At 69.0% G+C, this 16051-nt stretch carries 16 protein-coding genes; 8 read left to right on the top strand and 8 right to left on the bottom strand.

The window, feature by feature from the left end; translation table 11 throughout:
* Positions 1-2: 2 nt before the first annotated feature.
* The 5 genes from VQ065_RS16355 to glgA are packed head-to-tail and all read right to left on the bottom strand — an operon-like array spanning position 3 to position 8417.
* Positions 3-308 (bottom strand): DUF2934 domain-containing protein, encoded by a 306-nt coding sequence (locus VQ065_RS16355; RefSeq protein ID WP_003088948.1) that lies wholly within the window; start codon positions 306-308, stop codon positions 3-5.
* A complete protein-coding gene (locus VQ065_RS16360) occupies positions 305-3085 on the bottom strand; it encodes a malto-oligosyltrehalose synthase (protein WP_003088950.1) in 2781 nt (926 codons plus the stop codon). The genes VQ065_RS16355 and VQ065_RS16360 overlap by 4 nt, the downstream gene beginning before the upstream one ends.
* Complete coding sequence (malQ, locus tag VQ065_RS16365; RefSeq protein ID WP_014603805.1) at positions 3078-5132, bottom strand: 4-alpha-glucanotransferase; 2055 nt, start codon at positions 5130-5132, stop codon at positions 3078-3080. Before malQ ends, VQ065_RS16360 begins: the two co-directional genes overlap by 8 nt.
* On the bottom strand, positions 5125-6876 hold the full coding sequence (gene treZ, locus VQ065_RS16370) for a malto-oligosyltrehalose trehalohydrolase (protein ID WP_031629897.1): 1752 nt from the start codon (positions 6874-6876) through the stop codon (positions 5125-5127). The genes malQ and treZ overlap by 8 nt, the downstream gene beginning before the upstream one ends.
* Positions 6876-8417: a glycogen synthase GlgA gene (gene glgA / locus VQ065_RS16375; protein WP_023657445.1), complete on the bottom strand. Its 1542-nt coding sequence runs from the start codon at positions 8415-8417 to the stop codon at positions 6876-6878. Before glgA ends, treZ begins: the two co-directional genes overlap by 1 nt.
* 367 nt (positions 8418-8784) lie before the next feature.
* Between glgA and VQ065_RS16380 the strand changes: the two genes are divergently transcribed.
* The 8 genes from VQ065_RS16380 (at position 8785) to VQ065_RS16415 (ending at position 14333) form a co-directional block, all read left to right on the top strand.
* Positions 8785-9150 carry a DUF3509 domain-containing protein gene (locus tag VQ065_RS16380; protein ID WP_003088957.1) on the top strand — a complete coding sequence of 122 codons (366 nt, stop codon included), beginning with the start codon at positions 8785-8787 and terminating at the stop codon, positions 9148-9150.
* 328 nt (positions 9151-9478) lie between these two features.
* The gene (locus VQ065_RS16385) at positions 9479-10576 is read left to right on the top strand and encodes a DUF3182 family protein (protein ID WP_003088961.1); all 1098 of its coding nucleotides are present in this window, start codon (positions 9479-9481) and stop codon (positions 10574-10576) included.
* Complete coding sequence (locus VQ065_RS16390; protein ID WP_003088963.1) at positions 10573-11349, top strand: alpha/beta hydrolase family protein; 777 nt, start codon at positions 10573-10575, stop codon at positions 11347-11349. Before VQ065_RS16385 ends, VQ065_RS16390 begins: the two co-directional genes overlap by 4 nt.
* A 125-nt stretch (positions 11350-11474) precedes the next feature.
* Positions 11475-11927: a ferritin-like domain-containing protein gene (locus VQ065_RS16395; protein WP_003088965.1), complete on the top strand. Its 453-nt coding sequence runs from the start codon at positions 11475-11477 to the stop codon at positions 11925-11927.
* A 201-nt stretch (positions 11928-12128) separates the two neighbouring features.
* Entirely contained in the window at positions 12129-12599 is a 471-nt protein-coding gene (locus tag VQ065_RS16400; RefSeq protein WP_003088967.1) for a hemerythrin domain-containing protein, read from the top strand.
* Between the two features lie 3 nt (positions 12600-12602).
* The gene (locus VQ065_RS16405; RefSeq protein ID WP_003088971.1) at positions 12603-13679 is read left to right on the top strand and encodes a M42 family metallopeptidase; all 1077 of its coding nucleotides are present in this window, start codon (positions 12603-12605) and stop codon (positions 13677-13679) included.
* 26 nt (positions 13680-13705) lie between these two features.
* The gene (locus VQ065_RS16410) at positions 13706-14056 is read left to right on the top strand and encodes a YgaP family membrane protein (RefSeq protein WP_003088973.1); all 351 of its coding nucleotides are present in this window, start codon (positions 13706-13708) and stop codon (positions 14054-14056) included.
* Positions 14057-14111: 55 nt separating this feature from the next.
* Positions 14112-14333: a hypothetical protein gene (locus VQ065_RS16415; protein ID WP_003088976.1), complete on the top strand. Its 222-nt coding sequence runs from the start codon at positions 14112-14114 to the stop codon at positions 14331-14333.
* A gap of 13 nt (positions 14334-14346) precedes the next feature.
* On the opposite strand, the gene VQ065_RS16420 is transcribed toward VQ065_RS16415, so the two are convergent.
* The 3 genes from VQ065_RS16420 to VQ065_RS16430 all read right to left on the bottom strand — a co-directional run bounded on the left by VQ065_RS16420 (position 14347) and on the right by VQ065_RS16430 (position 15889).
* Positions 14347-14655, bottom strand: coding sequence for a hypothetical protein (locus VQ065_RS16420; RefSeq protein WP_003132124.1), 309 nt, complete (start codon positions 14653-14655; stop codon positions 14347-14349).
* A gap of 283 nt (positions 14656-14938) precedes the next feature.
* Positions 14939-15286 carry a hypothetical protein gene (locus VQ065_RS16425; protein ID WP_003088982.1) on the bottom strand — a complete coding sequence of 116 codons (348 nt, stop codon included), beginning with the start codon at positions 15284-15286 and terminating at the stop codon, positions 14939-14941.
* Positions 15287-15298: 12 nt separating this feature from the next.
* Positions 15299-15889, bottom strand: coding sequence for a hypothetical protein (locus VQ065_RS16430; RefSeq protein ID WP_003088985.1), 591 nt, complete (start codon positions 15887-15889; stop codon positions 15299-15301).
* Between the last annotated feature and the right edge of the window lie 162 nt (positions 15890-16051).

A 16051-nucleotide genomic window follows, 5' to 3' on the forward strand; every position in this document is an offset into this window, starting at 1 on the left:
CCTCATTCGCCCGCTTCGGGCTTGCGGCGGCTGCGCGGCTTGGCCGCCGCCGGTTTTTCGCTGGCGGGCCGCGCCGGGGACGTGGCCCTCGGCTTGCGCGGCTTGGCGGCCGGCGCTTGCAGCAGGGCCGGGGTTTCCTTGGCGGCCTTGGCCCGACCGCGGGTCTTCTTCGGTGCCGCCGCGGCGGCTTCCGCTTCGGCCAGTTGCCGGGCCATGGCCCAGTGGCGTTCGGCCTGGCCGTCGGGGCAGCCCTCGGATTCCCAGATCTGGTAGGCGAACTCTCGTATGCGTTTTTCGTCGGCGCTCATGGGGTCTCCTCCTGGGCGAGGCGGTAAAGCAGGTTGACGGGAAAGTCGGCGAGCACTTCGGACAGGCTCAGGTGCCCGTCGCTGGGCAGCGGCATGGTGGAAAACAGGCCGCTGTAGGTGCATTCGGAGAGACTCGGCGGCAGCAGCAGGCAGGTGTCGCCCCAGGCCTCGGCCGGCACCTGCGGCTGCGTGGCGTGGCCGAGCAGGGCGCAGGCCAGGCGCGGGACCACCACCAGCAGGCAACCGTGACGACTGCGCCGGGCGAAGGCCAGGACCCGCTCGGCATGCTCGCCGCTGACCTCCAGGGGCAGGTAGTCGCCGTCGCGGAACAGGCCCGGCTGCATCCGCCGCAGCCCCAGCACGCGGGCGATCAGGGTCTGCTTGATGCGACCGTCGCGCCAGTGCTCCAGCAGTTCCGGGAAGGGCGTCGGCGCGGCCAGGGCGGCGGCGTGCCGGGCGAAGTCCACCGGCCTCCGGTTGTCCGGGTCGACCAGGCTGAAGTCCCAGTCCTCGCGCCCCTGGTAGAGATCGGGGATACCCGGGCAGGTCAGGCGCAGCAGGCATTGGGCGAGGCCATTCAGGGCCCCGGCCGGCATCAGTCGCGCCGCCGCGTTGCCCAGCGACTGGCGCAGGGCCTGGGCCAGTGGCGCGCGCAGGAGTTGTTCCAGATAGTCGGCGCAGGCGCGCTCGTAGTCTTCGTCGGGCGCGGTCCAGCGCGTGCGCAGCTTGGCTTCGCGCAAGGCCTTGCATTGCCATTCGCGCATCCGCGCGAGGAACGCTTGGTCCAGGGCGGCGCCGTCGCAAGGCGCGTCGAGCGGCCAACTGCCGAGCAGGGCCTGGAACAGGATCAGCTCGTCGCCGGGACTCGGCGCCGGCCCCTCGGCGAGGTCGCGGCGTAACGGCGTGGCCAGGCTTTGCCAGTGCTCGACGTTACGCGCGAACCAGGGCGCCAGTTCACTGAGCGCCGCAAGACGGGCGCGGGCGTCCTCGCCGCGCTTGTGGTCATGGCTGGCGGTGGCCAGCAGGGCGCGCGGGCTGGCCAGGCGCCTGGCTTCGCAGGCGGCATGGAATTCCTCGGCGGAAGCGGCGAAGCGCTGCGGGTCGAAGCCGACGTCGTTGCGCGAGAGCAGGGCCGCCGAGCGATAGCAGGCGGTATCCTCCACGGCCTTGGCGGCGGTCGGCGAACTCAACTGCTGGAAGCGCGCCAGCAACTCGCCGCGCAGGCGCCGCAGCGGACCGGGCGGCAGCTCGCGCAGCGGCTGCCCGCCGAGCCAGCGTTCGAGATGGTCGAGGACCGCCCGGTCGGCTTCGTCGAGATCCTCGCGGGCCGCCTCTGCGGCATAGCGGAACACCTCGCGATCCTGCACCGAGCGACCGCAGGCCCCGGCGTAGGTACGGTAGACCGGAAAGCGCGCGAGCAACTGGAACAGCGCGCGGCGGATACCGCCCAGGGTCAGGTCGCGGCTGGCCAGGTCGGCCCGCGCCACCCGCAAAAGACCCTGGGCGAGGTTCTCCAGGTCACCGGCGAGGCTTCCCGCCAGGACCAGTTGGCGAGCCTGGTAGACCTCGTCGAGAAACGCCTCCGGGCGTCCGCTGACCCGCTGCCAGAGTTCGCGCAACGGTCGTTCGCCGCGCGGATCGTGCTGCAACAGGCTGACCTGGTTCATGAAGTCGTAGCCGGTGGTGCCGTCGCACAGCCAATCCTCGGGCAGGCGCTCCTCGCCACCGAGGATCTTCTCAACGTACAGCAGCATCGGCGCGCCGCCGCGACGGGCGCGGATCCGCTCGCTGCGGCGGCGCAGGCGTCGGCAATAGCCGCGCGGATCGGCCAGGCCGTCGACGTGATCGATGCGCAGGCCATCGAGCAGACCGTCCTCGAGCAACTGGAAGACCTTGCCGTGCACGGCCTCGAACACCTCGCCGCGCTCGACCCGCAGGCCGACCAGTTCGCTGATGTCGAAGAAACGGCGCCAGTTGATGTCGTCCGCCGCGGTGCGCCAGCTGGCCAGGCGGTAGTGCTGCGCCTCGAGCAGGCGGTGCAGGCGTTGGCGAGCCTCCTCGTGGCGTTCCTGGAGCTTGCCCAGCGTGCGCTCCAGGGCGGCGCGCGGAGCGCTCTCGGCGAGCGCAGCCGCCAGTCGACGCTGCATCTCGCGCAAGGCCTCGCGGTCCTGCTGGCACTCGCGGAAACCGCCGGCCAGGTCTGACAGGCGCGGCTCGCCGCTGTCTTCCAGCAGCTCCGGGTAGCTGCCCGGCCAGAGGGGGAAGCGCTGCTCGCCGTGGCTCGCCAGCAGGCGGCCGGCCTCGCGGTCCAGGCTCAGGCCGATCTCCCCGGCAGCCAGGACCTCGCCGTAGTCGCTGCGCAGGAACGGCAGCAGCACCTGGCCGCGCAACGCGGCGTCGTGGGATTCCCACTGGATGTCGAAGAAACTCGCGTAGGGACTCTCGCGCCCCCATTCGAGCACGTCCTGCCACCAGGGATTGGCGCCGCCGCCGATGCCCATGTGGTTCGGCACTATGTCCATGAGCAGGCCCATGCCGCGTTGCCGCAGCCCCTGGATCAGGCGCAGCAGCGCCGGCTCGCCGCCCAGTTCCGGATTGATCCGGGTCGGGTCGACCACGTCGTAGCCGTGGCTGGAGCCGGGCCGCGCGCGGAACAGCGGCGAGGCGTAGAGATGGCTGATGCCCAGGTCGGCGAAATAGTCCAGCCAGGGAAGGGCATCGTCGAGGGTGAAGCCGGCGTGGAATTGCAGGCGCAGGGTAGCGCGGGGCTCAATCATGGGCGGCCTCCTCGGCATCCCGGCGGCTGCGTTCGAGCAGGCGCAGGCGCCGGTCGACCTGCGGCGTTCCGAGCATCTGCGCGGCGTTTTCCGGCCAGCGCCGCCGCCAGTTCGGGTGGGCGTCGCCGGGGCCGGGCAGGTTCGGCTGCTCCAGGCTGCCCAGGGCGTCCTCCAGGGGCAGTAGCACCAACGGCGCGGGGGTTGCCCCGACATAGCCGATGCAGGCGTCCAGCGGCACTTCGGCGGCGGGGTCGGGATCGACCGGCGGTTCGAGGCTGGCGGCCAGCGCCCGGCGCTCCTCGGCGCGCAGTTCCAGGTCGGCCGCGCATTCCTCGGCGCTGCGGTGTCCGGCGCGGCCGCGCCAGTGGATGTCCTGGCCCCGCCACCAGCCGGACAGGCTCGGCAGGTCGTGGGTGCTGGTGGTGGCCATGGCGTCCGCCGGCCATTGCGCCGGGGGCACGAAGCGTTCGCCGCGCCGCTCGAAGAGCAGCACGCGGGTACCCAGCACCTGGCGGCGTGCCAGTTCCTCGCGCAGGCCTTCGGGCACGGTGCCGAGGTCCTCGCCGATGACCAGCGTCGAGGCGCGGCTGGCCTCCAGCGCCAGCAGGCGCAGCAGCTCGCGCTGCGGGTAGCGCAGGTAGGCGCCGGCGTGGGGCGGCTGGCCGCGCGGGATCAGCCAGAGACGTTGCAGGCCCATCGCATGATCGATGCGTAGCCCTCCGGGCCAGGCCAGGTTGGCCCGCAGCATCTCGCGGAATGCCCGGTAGCCGTGGCGGCGCAGGCCTTCGGGATTGAACGCGGAAACGCCCCAGTCCTGTCCGGACTGGTTGAGGATGTCCGGCGGCGCGCCGACATTCACTTCGGCGAGCAGCTCTTCCTGCCGCGACCAGGCCTGGCTGCCGCCGCCGTCGGCGCCCACCGCCAGGTCGGCGACCAGACCGATGGCCATCCCGGCCTCGCGCGCCTGGCGCTGGGCATGTTGCAGGCAGCGTTGGGTCAGCCACTGACCGAAGGCGCGGAAGTCCACTTCCTCGGCGTGATCGGCGCAGAACGCGGCCACCGCCGGCTCGCCGGGGCGGCGCAGCGGCTCCGGCCAGCGTCGCCAGTCGGGGCCGGCGCCCAGGTGCGCCTGCAGGGTCTCGAAGCGGCAGTGGTGCAGCAGGGCCTCGCCGGCTTCGCGGCGGAATTCGGCGAGGTCGTGGCGCAAGGGACTGGCGCGCTCGATGAAGTCGCGGTGGAGTTGGCGCAGCAGGCGCATGCGCAGGTCCGCCGCCGCTGTCCAGTCGATCAGCTCCAGGCTCTCCAGGCGGGCCATCTCCGCGGCCAGGCCGGCGCGACGGATCGCCTGTTCCACCGCCGCAGCGCCGAGAATGGTCGCCGGCGCGGCGTGCAGGACATTGAAGAACAGCCGGCTGGACGGCGAGTAGGGGCTGTAGGCATGTCCGTTGGCCTCGGCGAGGGCGTGCAGCGGGCTGATCGCCAGCGCGTCGGCACCATGCCGCGCGGCGCTGCGCAGCAGGTCCTCGAGGGCGGCGCTGTCGCCCAGGCCGCCGTCGCCGGGGCGGCGCAGGGCATAGACCTGGGCGGCCAGCCCCCAGCGACGCGAGCGACCCGGGGCGAGGCTGGCCAGGGACGGACAGCTCGGCGGCGCCATCGCCACCGCCCATTCCCGCTGCTCCAGCGACAGCTGCGCATAGCCGCTGCGGGCCTGCGCCGGCAGGCGGCCTTCGGCGTCCAGGCGCAGGGCGACCCGCGTGCCGTCCTCGTAGACCAGTTCGCCCGGGGTGCCGGCGGGGCCGAGCGCTTGCTCCAGCGGCTGGCCGCATTCGCCGACCAGCAGTCCGAGGTTGGCGCTGTCCTCGCGCAGCCGGGCCAGCGCGGCCAGGCTCTGTTCGATCTGTTGCGGACTCTGCGCCGGATAGCCGAGTGCTTCCAGCAGGCCGCGCTGGACCTCCGGGTCGACCCGCTGCGGCCGTCCGTTGGCGTCCTGCCAGTCGAGTTGCAGGCCCACGGCGGCGGCCAGTTCGGCCAGGCGTGCGTCACTCATGGGCGGGCTCCAGGCTGACCGCGATGCTGCGGGGACTTAGGCGGCCGCGGCGATACTCGGCACAAGCGAGGTTGTCGAGGAACAGCACCTGGGTGGCGGCCGCCGGCGGCTCGACTTCCGCTTCGAGCGGAGAAGGGTTGAAGTCGATTCGCCAGTCACTGCCGTCACCGAGTCGCCAGCGCGCCGACAGCGCGGCGCCGGCGATGGTGGTCACGCCCAGCGAACGGGCGCCGCGCAGGCGCGGGATCAGGTGTTCGTGACGGATTTCCAGCAGTTGCCGGTAGAAGCCGCGCCAGGCCGGGTCGCAATCGGCCAGGCCGGGACGCGAGCGCTCGAAGGTCTCCACCGCGTTGGGATCGGGGAGCGAAGCCAGGGTGGCGCCCTCGCCGAAGCGGCCGAACTCGCCGAACTCCTTGCGTCGTCCCTCGCGGACCGCGTCCGCCAGTTCGCCCTGGTGATCGGTGAAATACAGGAACGGTTCGCGCGCGGCGCATTCCTCGCCCATGAACAGCAGCGGGATCATCGGCGCGAGCAGCTGCAGCGCTATCGCCAGGCGCAACGCCTGGGGTTCGGCGAGAACGCTGAGACGCTCGCCGAAGGCTCGGTTGCCGACCTGGTCGTGGTTTTGCAGAAACAGCACGAAGGCGTCCGGCGCCAGGTCGGCACTCGGTTCGCCGCGCGGCCGGCCGTGGCGGTTGGCTTCGCCCTGGTAGACGAAGCCTTCGGCCAGGCAGCGCGCCAGGCACCGCAGCGGCTCGGGGTAGTCCTGGTAGTAGCCGTCGTTCTCGCCGGTGAGCAGGACGTGCAGCGCATGGTGGCCATCGTCGTTCCACTGTGCGTCGTAGCCCTGGCGCAGCAGGCTGGCGCGGTTGTCGTCATTCTCCAGGACCAGGTGCAGATGGCGCTCGGGGCCGGCGGCGCCGCGCAGGCGGCGGGCCATCTCGACGAGGAACGCGCTATCGGGAATCGCGTGCACGGCATCGAAGCGCAGGCCGTCGATGCGATAGTCGAGCAGCCACATCAGGGCGTTTTCATAGAAGAACTCGCGGACTTCGCCGCGACGGAAATCGATGGCCTGGCCCCAGGGCGTCTGCCGGTCGTCGCGAAAGAACGCGGCGGCGTACTGGGCGAGGTAGTTGCCGTCCGGGCCGAAGTGGTTGTAGATCACGTCGACGAAGACCATCAGGCCCATGCCGTGAGCGCTGTCGATCAGATGCTTGAGTTGCTCGGGCGTGCCGTAGGCCGACGCCGGGGCGAACGGCAGCACGCCGTCGTAGCCCCAGTTGCGGCGACCGGGAAACTCGCCCAGCGGCATCAGCTCCACGGCGGTCACGCCCAGTTCCACCAGGCGCGGAAGGAAGCGCTCGACCTCGGCGTAGGAGCCGAACAGGCCGACGTGCAGCTCGTAGATCACCGCTTCGTGCCAGGGCCGCCCGCGCCACTCGTCGACGCGCCAGGCGTAGGCGCCATGGTCCAGCACCTGGCTGTCGCCATGCACGCCGTCGGGCTGGAACTGCGAGGCCGGGTCCGGCACCCCGGGGCGGCCATCGATGCGGTAGCGGTAGCGGGTGCCGGGCGGACAGGGCAGGGTCGCCTCGAACCAGCCGCTGTCGCTGCCTTCCAGCGGCCAGTCGCGGCCGTCGGCGGTCTCGACCCGGACCTCGCGGGCGTCCGGAGCCCAGAGGCCGAAGCAGGTTCGGCCGTTGCCTTGGAACTGGGCGCCGAAGCGGCGCCGGATCGCCATCATTGGCGTACCCCGCGCAGGGCCGGAGCGGTATTCCTCAACAGGCGCCGGTACAGGCGGTTGTAAGGCTCCACCGAGTCGCTCCAGAACATCGGCGCGGCCATCGCCTTGCAGCGCATGGCGTTGAGCAGCGAGGGACAGTGGTAGACGTTGATCGCGCGCATCACCGCGTCGAGGTAGCTCTGCGCGGTTTCCTCACGGAACAGGAAGCCGGTGACCCCGTCGACGATGGTATCGGCGAGGCCGCCGGTGCAGCGCGCGATCGGCAGCGAGCCGAAACATTGCGCATAGAGCTGACTGAGCCCGCAGGGCTCGTAGCGCGAGGGCATGAGCAGGAAGTCGCTGCCGGCGTAGATACGGCGGGCCTCGGTCTCGTCGAAACCGATATGCACGCCGACCTGGCCGGGATGACGCCGGGCGAGCTCGAGCATGGCCTTCTCCAGGTTCGGCTCGCCACGGCCGATGCTGACCAGGCGGCCGCCGGCCTGGAGCAGGGCATCGCTGATCTCCAGGGTCAGGTCGATGCCTTTCTGCTGCACCAGGCGCGAGACCACCGCGAACAGCGGCCCCTTGCCCGGCTCCAGGCCGAAACGCTCCTCCACGTAGCGCGTGTTGGCGCGCTTGCCGGCCCATTGGCGGGCGCTGAAGCCGGCCACCAGGTGTGGATCGCAGTGCGGCTGCCAGCTATCGTCGATACCGTTGACGATGCCGCTGAGCTGACGCTTCTCGACCTTGCACTTGAGGATGCCGTGCAGGCCGCAGCCGTATTCAGGGGTAGTGATTTCCTGGGCGTAGGTCTCGCTCACCGTGGTGATGTGGTGGGCATGGGCGATGCCGGCCTTGAGGAACGACAGGCGCCCGTGGAATTCCATGCTTTCGTGGCTCAGCGCTTCGTCGGGAAGACCCAGCTCGGCGCTGCATTGCAGGTCGCAGAGGCCCTGGTAGGCGAGGTTGTGGATGGTGAACAGGCTCGGCGTGCGCACGCCGTTCCAGGCCATGTAGGCCGGGGTCAGCGCCGACGGCCAGTCATTGGCGTGCACCAGGCCCGGCTGCCAGCCCTGGGCGCCGCGGCCGCCGGCGATCTCGGCGGCGGCCAGGCACAGGCGGGCGAAGCGCAGGTGGTTGTCCGGCCAGTCATTGCCCTGGTCGTCCATGTATGGCGTGCCCTCGCGCTCGTAGAGCAGCGGGCAGAGCACCAGCATGACTTCCAGGCCGTCGTCGAGGGTCACCAGGCCGATCTCGCAGGGCGGGATCGCCGCCTGGCCGGGCAGGCTGCCGATGATCCGCAGGTCGCGGCAGCGCTCCAGCACCTGGCGGTAGCCGGGCAACAGGACCCGCACCGAATGCTCGCGCTTGAGCACCCGCGGCAGCGCGGCGGAAAAGTCGCCGAGTCCGCCGACCTTGACGAAGTCGCTTAGCTCGGCGGTGACGAAGAGTATCCGATCCCTCTGTTGCGGCGGGTCCTGCGGGTGCAGCAGCGACGGAAAAGCGGTCAGTACCGCGGGTTCTTCCAGGCAAGCGCCTGCAACAGAATGTCCCATGTCATCCTCCGGTCGTACGTTGTCCTTGGCGTTGGTCGGTCGGACTCCGTCGCGCCGTGGCATGGGCGAAGTCCTTGCTAGGGGTGACCGGAGGGGAGCGGCGGAAGTTTAGTTTTTTTTACCGGCGGCTCGGCTTGCGAGAGGCCTCGCCAGGGGGTTGCAGGCGAGACGACGGGCGCGGCGGGTTGCCGAATGCAAGGCTTGCCGGGGGCTTTCTTGCAAAATGCAAATATCAATTCGCCGGCTTGTTTTTCAACTTATTGATTTATAAGAATTTTATTTTCCAGAGAAATTGGTACGCCTTCTGCTCGGCAGAGATACGCCTGATTACCGGCGTCAAAGAATCTGATGAGACAGGAGGCCAGCAATGCTAGAGACCGATGAAAACCTGGTTGAGTACCTGGAAGAGCATTTCAAGGATGTGCGCGTCAGTTGCCAACCTCGGCCTGACGGCGCGTTGCTGGTGACCTTGCGTAACGACCAGGGCAAGCGCCTGGTGAGCCGGGCGATCTCCGACCAGGAGCAGAGCAACCCGCTGTTGCTGAACCAGGTGCTGGAGCGTATCCGCCGGGACCTGATCATCGACCAGGGGCCGCTGCAGATCCGCGACAGCGACTATTTCCGCAAGCGTATCGACCTGCTCACGTTCCGCGATAGCGACAACCAGCATCTCACCCACCGCAAGGTCCTGGTCGCCGGCGGCAAGCTGCGCACCATGAGCCTGGCTCGCTGAGCCGGCTGTTTCAGCGCCGGGGCGGCCAGGCGCCGACCCGGCCTTCCGACGCATGGTCCGAACCAAATCCGCTCTCGTACCCTCCATCTAGAACTCATACCAACGATGGAGGCGGACATGCGTTTTTCCATTTCTGCATCATCGGGTGCGCCAGCGACGAGTCCACGCAACCCATCCGGGGACCCGGACGAATACCCGGTTCCTGACCACGAAAGCCACGTCCCCCAGGAGTTCCCGGAAGAAGTTCCGATGGAACGGCCCGACGAAGAGTCCCTCTCGCCCATACCGGAGCCCTGAACGCCGGGTCTCCATCCAGGAGGAGCGGAACATGAGCGCAGACCCTCGGCAGAGACTGGTGGTGGCCCATAGCGTCGATCCCGCGGCCGCCGAACATGAAGTGCAGGGCAACCTGGCCCTGGCGCGCTGGCTGGCGGAAGTCCAGAAGCTGGAGTTCGGCGGCCGCTACGAACCCGAATTGCACCAGCGAGGCCCCCTCTACCTGGTCCCGACCCGCACCCTGGTCGGCAGGGAGACCGCCGTGCGCCTGGGCGTGAACAGTGACGAAGATCTGCTCGGCGGTTTCGTCGAGCACGCGTTCATCGCCGGCAAGGCCATCGTCCATCCGCTGCCGCGCGGCGGCGTGGCGCCGGAAGGCTGGAACCCGCTGTTCGCGGAGAAGGTCCGCGACGTCGTGCTCAACGGCGTCAGCGTCTTCAGCCTGGCCGACGCACACCGCGCCGGCGCTCGCATGCTCGCCGAAGGACCGGTGCGGGCCAAGCTGGCGGAGGCCTGTGGCGGCCTCGGCCAGTACGTGGCGCACGACCTCGACGAACTGGACGCTTGGCTCGGCGGGCTGGAGGAGCGTCAGTTGGCGCAGGGCCTGGTACTGGAAGCCAACCTGGAGAGCATCGTCACCCACAGCGTCGGCCAGCTCCGGGTCAACGGTTTCCTGCTGAGCTACCACGGTCACCAGCACCAGACCCGCAACGCGCGCGGCGAACTGGTCTATGCCGGCTCCGACCTGCTGGTGGCGCGCGGTGGCTACGCCGAGCTGCTGGCCCTGGACCTGGCCCGTGAGGTGCGCCAGGCCATCGAGTACGCGCGGATCTTCGACACCGCCGCGGCGATCTTCTTCCCCGGCTGCTTCGCCTCGCGGCGCAACTACGACATTGCCCAGGGCCGGGACGGCAACGGTCGGGAGCGCTTCGGCGTGCTCGAGCAGTCCTGGCGGGTCGGCGGCGCGAGCAGCGCCGAGATCGCCGCGCTGGAAGCCTTCCGCGCCGATCCGGGGCTGCCCGCGGTGCGCGCCGCGTCGTTCGAGATCCACGAAGACAAGCGCCTGCCGGACAACAGCCGGGTGATCTACCGCGGTCCCGACGAACACGGCGACTTCCTGCTCAAGTATGCGATGACGGGGGAGGCATGACGGCGAACAGCGAACGCATCCGCATCGGGGTCGGCAACGACCGGATCGAAGGCACCTTCCTCAGCCCCCGGGCGAAGGTTCCCGGCGTGCTCTTCGTGCACGGCTGGGGCGGCAGCCAGCAGCGCGACCTGAAGCGCGCCCAGGGCATCGCCGGGCTCGGCTGCGTGTGCCTGACCTTCGACCTGCGCGGCCACGGCGCGGAAAGCGGGCGCCAGGCGCTGGTGACGCGCGAGGACAACCTGCAGGACCTGCTCGCCGCCTACGACCGGCTGGTGGCCCACCCGGCCATCGACAGCCAGGCGATCGCGGTGGTCGGCACCAGCTATGGCGGCTACCTGGCGGCGATCCTCAGCCAGTTGCGCGCGGTGCGCTGGCTGGCCTTGCGGGTACCGGCGATCTACCGCGACGAGGACTGGCTGACGCCCAAGCTGCTGCTCGACCGCGAGGACCTCATCGAGTACCGCGGCAGCCTGATCCCGGCCGCCAGCAACCGAGCCCTGCAGGCCTGCGCGGGATTCCGCGGCGATGTGCTGCTGGTGGAGTCGGAGTTCGACAGCTATGTGCCGCACTCGACCATCATGAGTTTCCGCGCCGCCTTCCAGCAGACCCATTCGCTGACCCACCGGATCATCGACCACGCCGACCATGCGCTCAGCAGCGAGGCGGCGCAGGACGCCTATACCTCGATCCTGGTGGACTGGATCACCGAGATGGTGGTCGGCGAACGTCTCAGCATCACCCCGGCCTACGCCACCATCCATCCGGCTTTCTGAACGCTCCGCGACGGCGAGCCTCCCACCTTCCGTGGGCGCTGGTTGCTGCCCACGTTCCGTGCCGGCAGGCGCCGGCGCCGACAGACGCGAGAACTCCCGGACAGCTCCGGGCCAAGGAGAGCGAAATGAACCAGACCAACCTCGACGACACCCTCGACGTACTCAACGACCTGCTGCAAACCAGCAAGGATGGCGAGGCCGGCTTCCAGGCCTGCGCCGAAGACCTGCGCGATCCGCAGTTGAAGGCGGCGATGCTGGAGCAGAGCCGCGACTGCGCCGCGGCTGCCGACGAGCTGGAGCGGATCGTCCTGGAACTGGGTGGCAAACCCAAGGACAGCACCAGTTTCGCCGGTGACCTGCATCGGCGCTGGGTCGACCTGAAGTCACTGGTCACCGGCAAGGACGAAGAGGCGGTGCTCAACGAATGCGAGCGCGGCGAGGATGTCGCCAAGCAGCGTTACCAGGCGGCGCTGGAAAAACCGCTGCCGGCGGAGATCCACCAGGTGATCGAGCGCCAGTACCAGGGCGTGCTCCGTCACCACGACCGGGTCCGCGCCCTGCGCGACGCCCGCGCCTGAGGCCCGGTGCCGCGAGGGGAATGCCATGAGGCGGTCCCGGGCCTTGCTGCGCGACGGCCAGGAACCGCGCTCATTGCGGATCTCCGCGTTTCCGCTGATCGAGGCGACCGCCCGTCCTCGTGACTGAACTCGGCGGAGGAGCGCGCGCTCAGCCAGAGAGAGTGCCGGAGCACTCGGATAACAAACCGATGAGGAGCGACCATGAACGCCATCGAATTGCTGGTCCATGACCACGAGACCGTGAAGAAACTGCTCAACGAACTCAGCGAGACCACCGAACGGGCGCTGAAGAAGCGCAGCGAGCTGCTGGGCAGGCTGGAGCTGGAACTGGTGCTGCACACCGCCATCGAGGAAGACATCCTCTATCCGGCGATCAGGGACAGCGGCGGCAAGGAAGAGCTGAAGATGTACTACGAGGCCAAGGAGGAACACCGCACGGTGGACTCCCTGGTCCTTCCCGACCTCAAGCGCACCCGCCCGGACACCGTGCAGTTCGCCGGCCGGGTCAAGGTGCTCAAGGAACTCCTGGAGCACCACATCGAGGAGGAGGAGGGCGAGCTGTTCCCGCGCGCCCGGCAATTGCTCGACGCCGCCGCCCTCAAGCAACTCGGCCAGGCCATGCAGCAGCACAAGAAAGAGCTGAAGGCGCGCCTGGAAAAACGGGCGGCCTGAGGCATGCGCGAAGAAGACCGCGCCTTGCTCGAGGAACTCCTGCTGGCACGTGGCCCCGGTGGCCAGGAAGACGAGGTCAGGGCCATCTGCCAGCGGGAACTCGAGGGCTGTTGCGACGAGGTCGGCAGCGATGCCGCCGGCAACCTGGTCGCGCGCATCAGCCCGCCGCACCTGCCGCGCGAGCAGGCGCGGCGGGCCGCGGTGCGGCTGCTCGCGCACCTCGACGAGATCGCCATGATCGTCAAGCGCGTCGAGGCCGACGGTACCCTGCGCGTAGTGGCGCTCGGCGGCGCCCAGCCGGTGAGCTTCGGCGTCTGTCCGGTACAGATCCTGGCCGGCGAGGCGGTACTCGACGGCGTGCTGTCCTACGGCAGCATGCATGCTACCGGCGAGTCGCCGCAGGGCTCCGACGTGCTCTCGGGCGCGGTGCACTGGCGCGACGTACACGTGGTCACCCGGCGCAGCGCCGAGGAACTGGCGAACCTGGGCGTGCGACCGGGTACCCGCGTGGTGCTCAACCGTCTGTGGCGGCGCCCGTTGTACTTCCAGGATTGCGTCGCCGCGCACTTCCTCGACGACCGCGCACCGCTGCTCGCCGTGCTCGGCGTGGCTCGCGAGATCGCCCGGCGCCGCGACGAGTTGCACGGCGACCTCTACCTGGTGCTCACCACCATGGAGGAGGAGAGTAACGCCGGCGCGCTGTTCGCCGCGCGCCGACTGCCGGGCGACATCAGCATCGCGGTGGAAGTCGGCCCAACGGTAGCCGAATACGGCACCCGGCTGTGCCGCGACCCGATCGTCAACAGCGGCGACTCCAAGGGTTATTACAGCCGCCATGTCACCGACCGCCTGTTGCGGGCCGCCGAACGCTGCCAGTACCAGCCGCAGGCGGCGCTGCTGGTGGACTTCGCCTCGGACGCCAGCGCGCTGCTGAGCCACGGCGAGGCCGCGCAGGTCGGCTGCATCGGCATTCCGACCGAGAACACCCACGGTTTCGAGATCGTCCTGGAAGAGGGCATCGAGGCTTGCCGGCGGACGCTGGTCGAGTTCCTCGTGCAACCGCCGGACGACGAAGCCTGACCGATAACCGAAGCAAGGAGAATTCCATGAACGAATACCTGCCGACTTCGACGGCCAATGGCCTGCCGCACAACCTGCAGCGCGGCGAGCGACTCGCTTCCATCGGCGCCGGACTGGTCCTGGCCGGCTTCGGCCTGGCCCGCGGTGGCTTGCCCGGCGCCTGCAAGGCGGTCGCCGGCGGCCTGCTGGTCAGCCGCGGGTTGAGTGGGCATTGCCATGTCAAGGGCCTGCTCAATGAACCGCGGGAAGAGTTGCAGTTGCTGCGCGAAGAGGTGCAGCACCTGACCCGCCGCCTGCAGCGCCTGCAGGAGCGCCAGCGCGACGACTCGCGGCAGGACGCTGCGCTGGACGCCGAGCTGCCGCCGAACCTGCCGTGATAGCCATGGGCCCTGCGCCTGGCGCAGGGCCCATCGAAGAGAGGAGGGCGAGACGATGGCCAGCCAGCTGTTCCTGATCAGCTACATCCTCGACGACCAGCCGATGACCTGCGAATTGCACAGCGAGGCGGAAACCCTCAGCCGCGAGGAGGCCCGCCGCCACTTGGAGGCACTGCATCGACCGCACGACGCCGAGGCGATCAGCGATATCCAGGTCAGCAAGGTGGAACGTACCCATGAACCGGGCACCACGCCGGGACACTACCAGCAGCCCTGACGGCGGGAGGGGCTCAGCCGGTGCCGGTCTGGAGTTCCGCCTCGAACTCGCCGAAGCGCCTGATTTCCTCGCGCAGGTTGAGGATGAAGGCGCTGAGGTCGCTGAAGCTGCTGCTCTTCAGGAAGTCACTGTTGGGCACGATGTAGAGCGCGCCGTGGGGACCACCCACGCGGCAACTGATGGTCACCGTGAAGTCGGGGTTCAGTTGGCACTGGCAGTCGTGGTCGCGCAGTTCCTCCTCGAGGATCTTCTTCAGGTACAGGTAGGAAAGGTTCATCTGGCCAGCTCTCCCCGGTTTGCGCAACGCAAGAAAAAAATCCACTCCGTCCCTGGAGCGGGATTAGCCTGAATCAGAGAGAAACCGTCGATACGTACAACGGTAGGGATAACTATAGGCGCCGCGCCGATGAAATACCGGCCACATCCAGAATCTGCGGGATAAGCTGTATCCCGCATGAGGCGCGGGATGCAGAATGCAAGAAGTCGTGCAGAACGCTCATGTCGGAGTGCGATCATGACGGGCGAAAAGCCCGTTCGGCGCTCCTTATGGGCATTCGAAAGAGCTTTTCGCCCATATGGTTATATGGATTTTCTCGATATTTCCTCTAGGAACCTCGCCGGCTCGTTGGCGAAGAAGCCGATCTTTTTTGCCGGGTTTCCCGCATCGCCCGCCGCAATCCCCTTGCCACCCCGTAGCCAAGCAGGCAGCCGAGCAGGGTAGCGCCGACCTGCAAGACCAACCCCAGGGCATTGGCCAGGCTCGGCGAGCGTGCGAGTACGCCGGCTTCGGGCCAGAACGCCAGCCATACCGCGACGAAGGCGAGCACCAGGTCGTACCAGGCGCCGCTGACCCCGCCCGGGCGGTAGCCGCGAACGAAAACGATGAAGGCGCTGAAGGCCAGGGCCAGCAGCAGGGTGCCGAAGGCCTGGCTGAGGGTATCGGGTCCGGACATGGTGGGTACTCCTCAGGGCGCCAGGCGCAGGCACTGGCGCTTGTGCAGGCCGAGACGGACTTCGTCGAGCAGCGCTTCGGCGCAGGCGAACACCCTGGCGGCCTCCACTTCCGCGACGTCGCCGGCGCGGCTGAAATCGTCGATGCGCAGGCCGGCGGGAAGGCTCGGGACCTCCACCAGCGTCCAGTCCAGGCCGCTGACCGTGAGGCTGCGCTCGAGCCCGGCACCCAGTTGCTCCTCGCCGGCGTCGCGCGGCGCCACCAGCCATTGCCAATGGCCAAGCAGAAACAGGCGCGGTACCTCGGCGCGCAGGGCGCCATCGATCAGCGCGGCGCAGATCGGCGGCAAGGCTTCGGCGGCGTAGTCGGACAACGGCGCGAACAGCAGGTCGAGACCGGCCGCCGCCTGGCTGACCTCGATCGACGACGCCAGGCTGGCTGGCTTGCAGCGCAGCCCGGGGCGCGCCTGCAGGCTGTTGAGGTCGGCTTGCAAGGCGCTGACTTCGATCTGCCGCTGCAAGGCGGCGGCGATCAGCGCCTGGCTCAGGCTGTCGTGGGGATGGAATATCCCCAGCTTCAGGGTTGCGGTTTCCAGATTGCGCATGGGAACTCCGGGGTCGGTGCGGTGGAAAGGAGATGTCCCTACCTGCATATCGAAAGCCATACTCCGGACAAGGTTCCGGCGAATGGAATTCGCCGGCCGCGCCGGGGTCTTCCGAAAGGTCGGCCAAGTTCCTGGGGCGAGCCAGCGAGCGGCCGGAAGACG

It is taken from the genome of Pseudomonas sp. KBN10P06128 (assembly GCF_037574945.1).
GTDB classification, from domain to species: Bacteria; Pseudomonadota; Gammaproteobacteria; order Pseudomonadales; family Pseudomonadaceae; genus Pseudomonas; species Pseudomonas aeruginosa.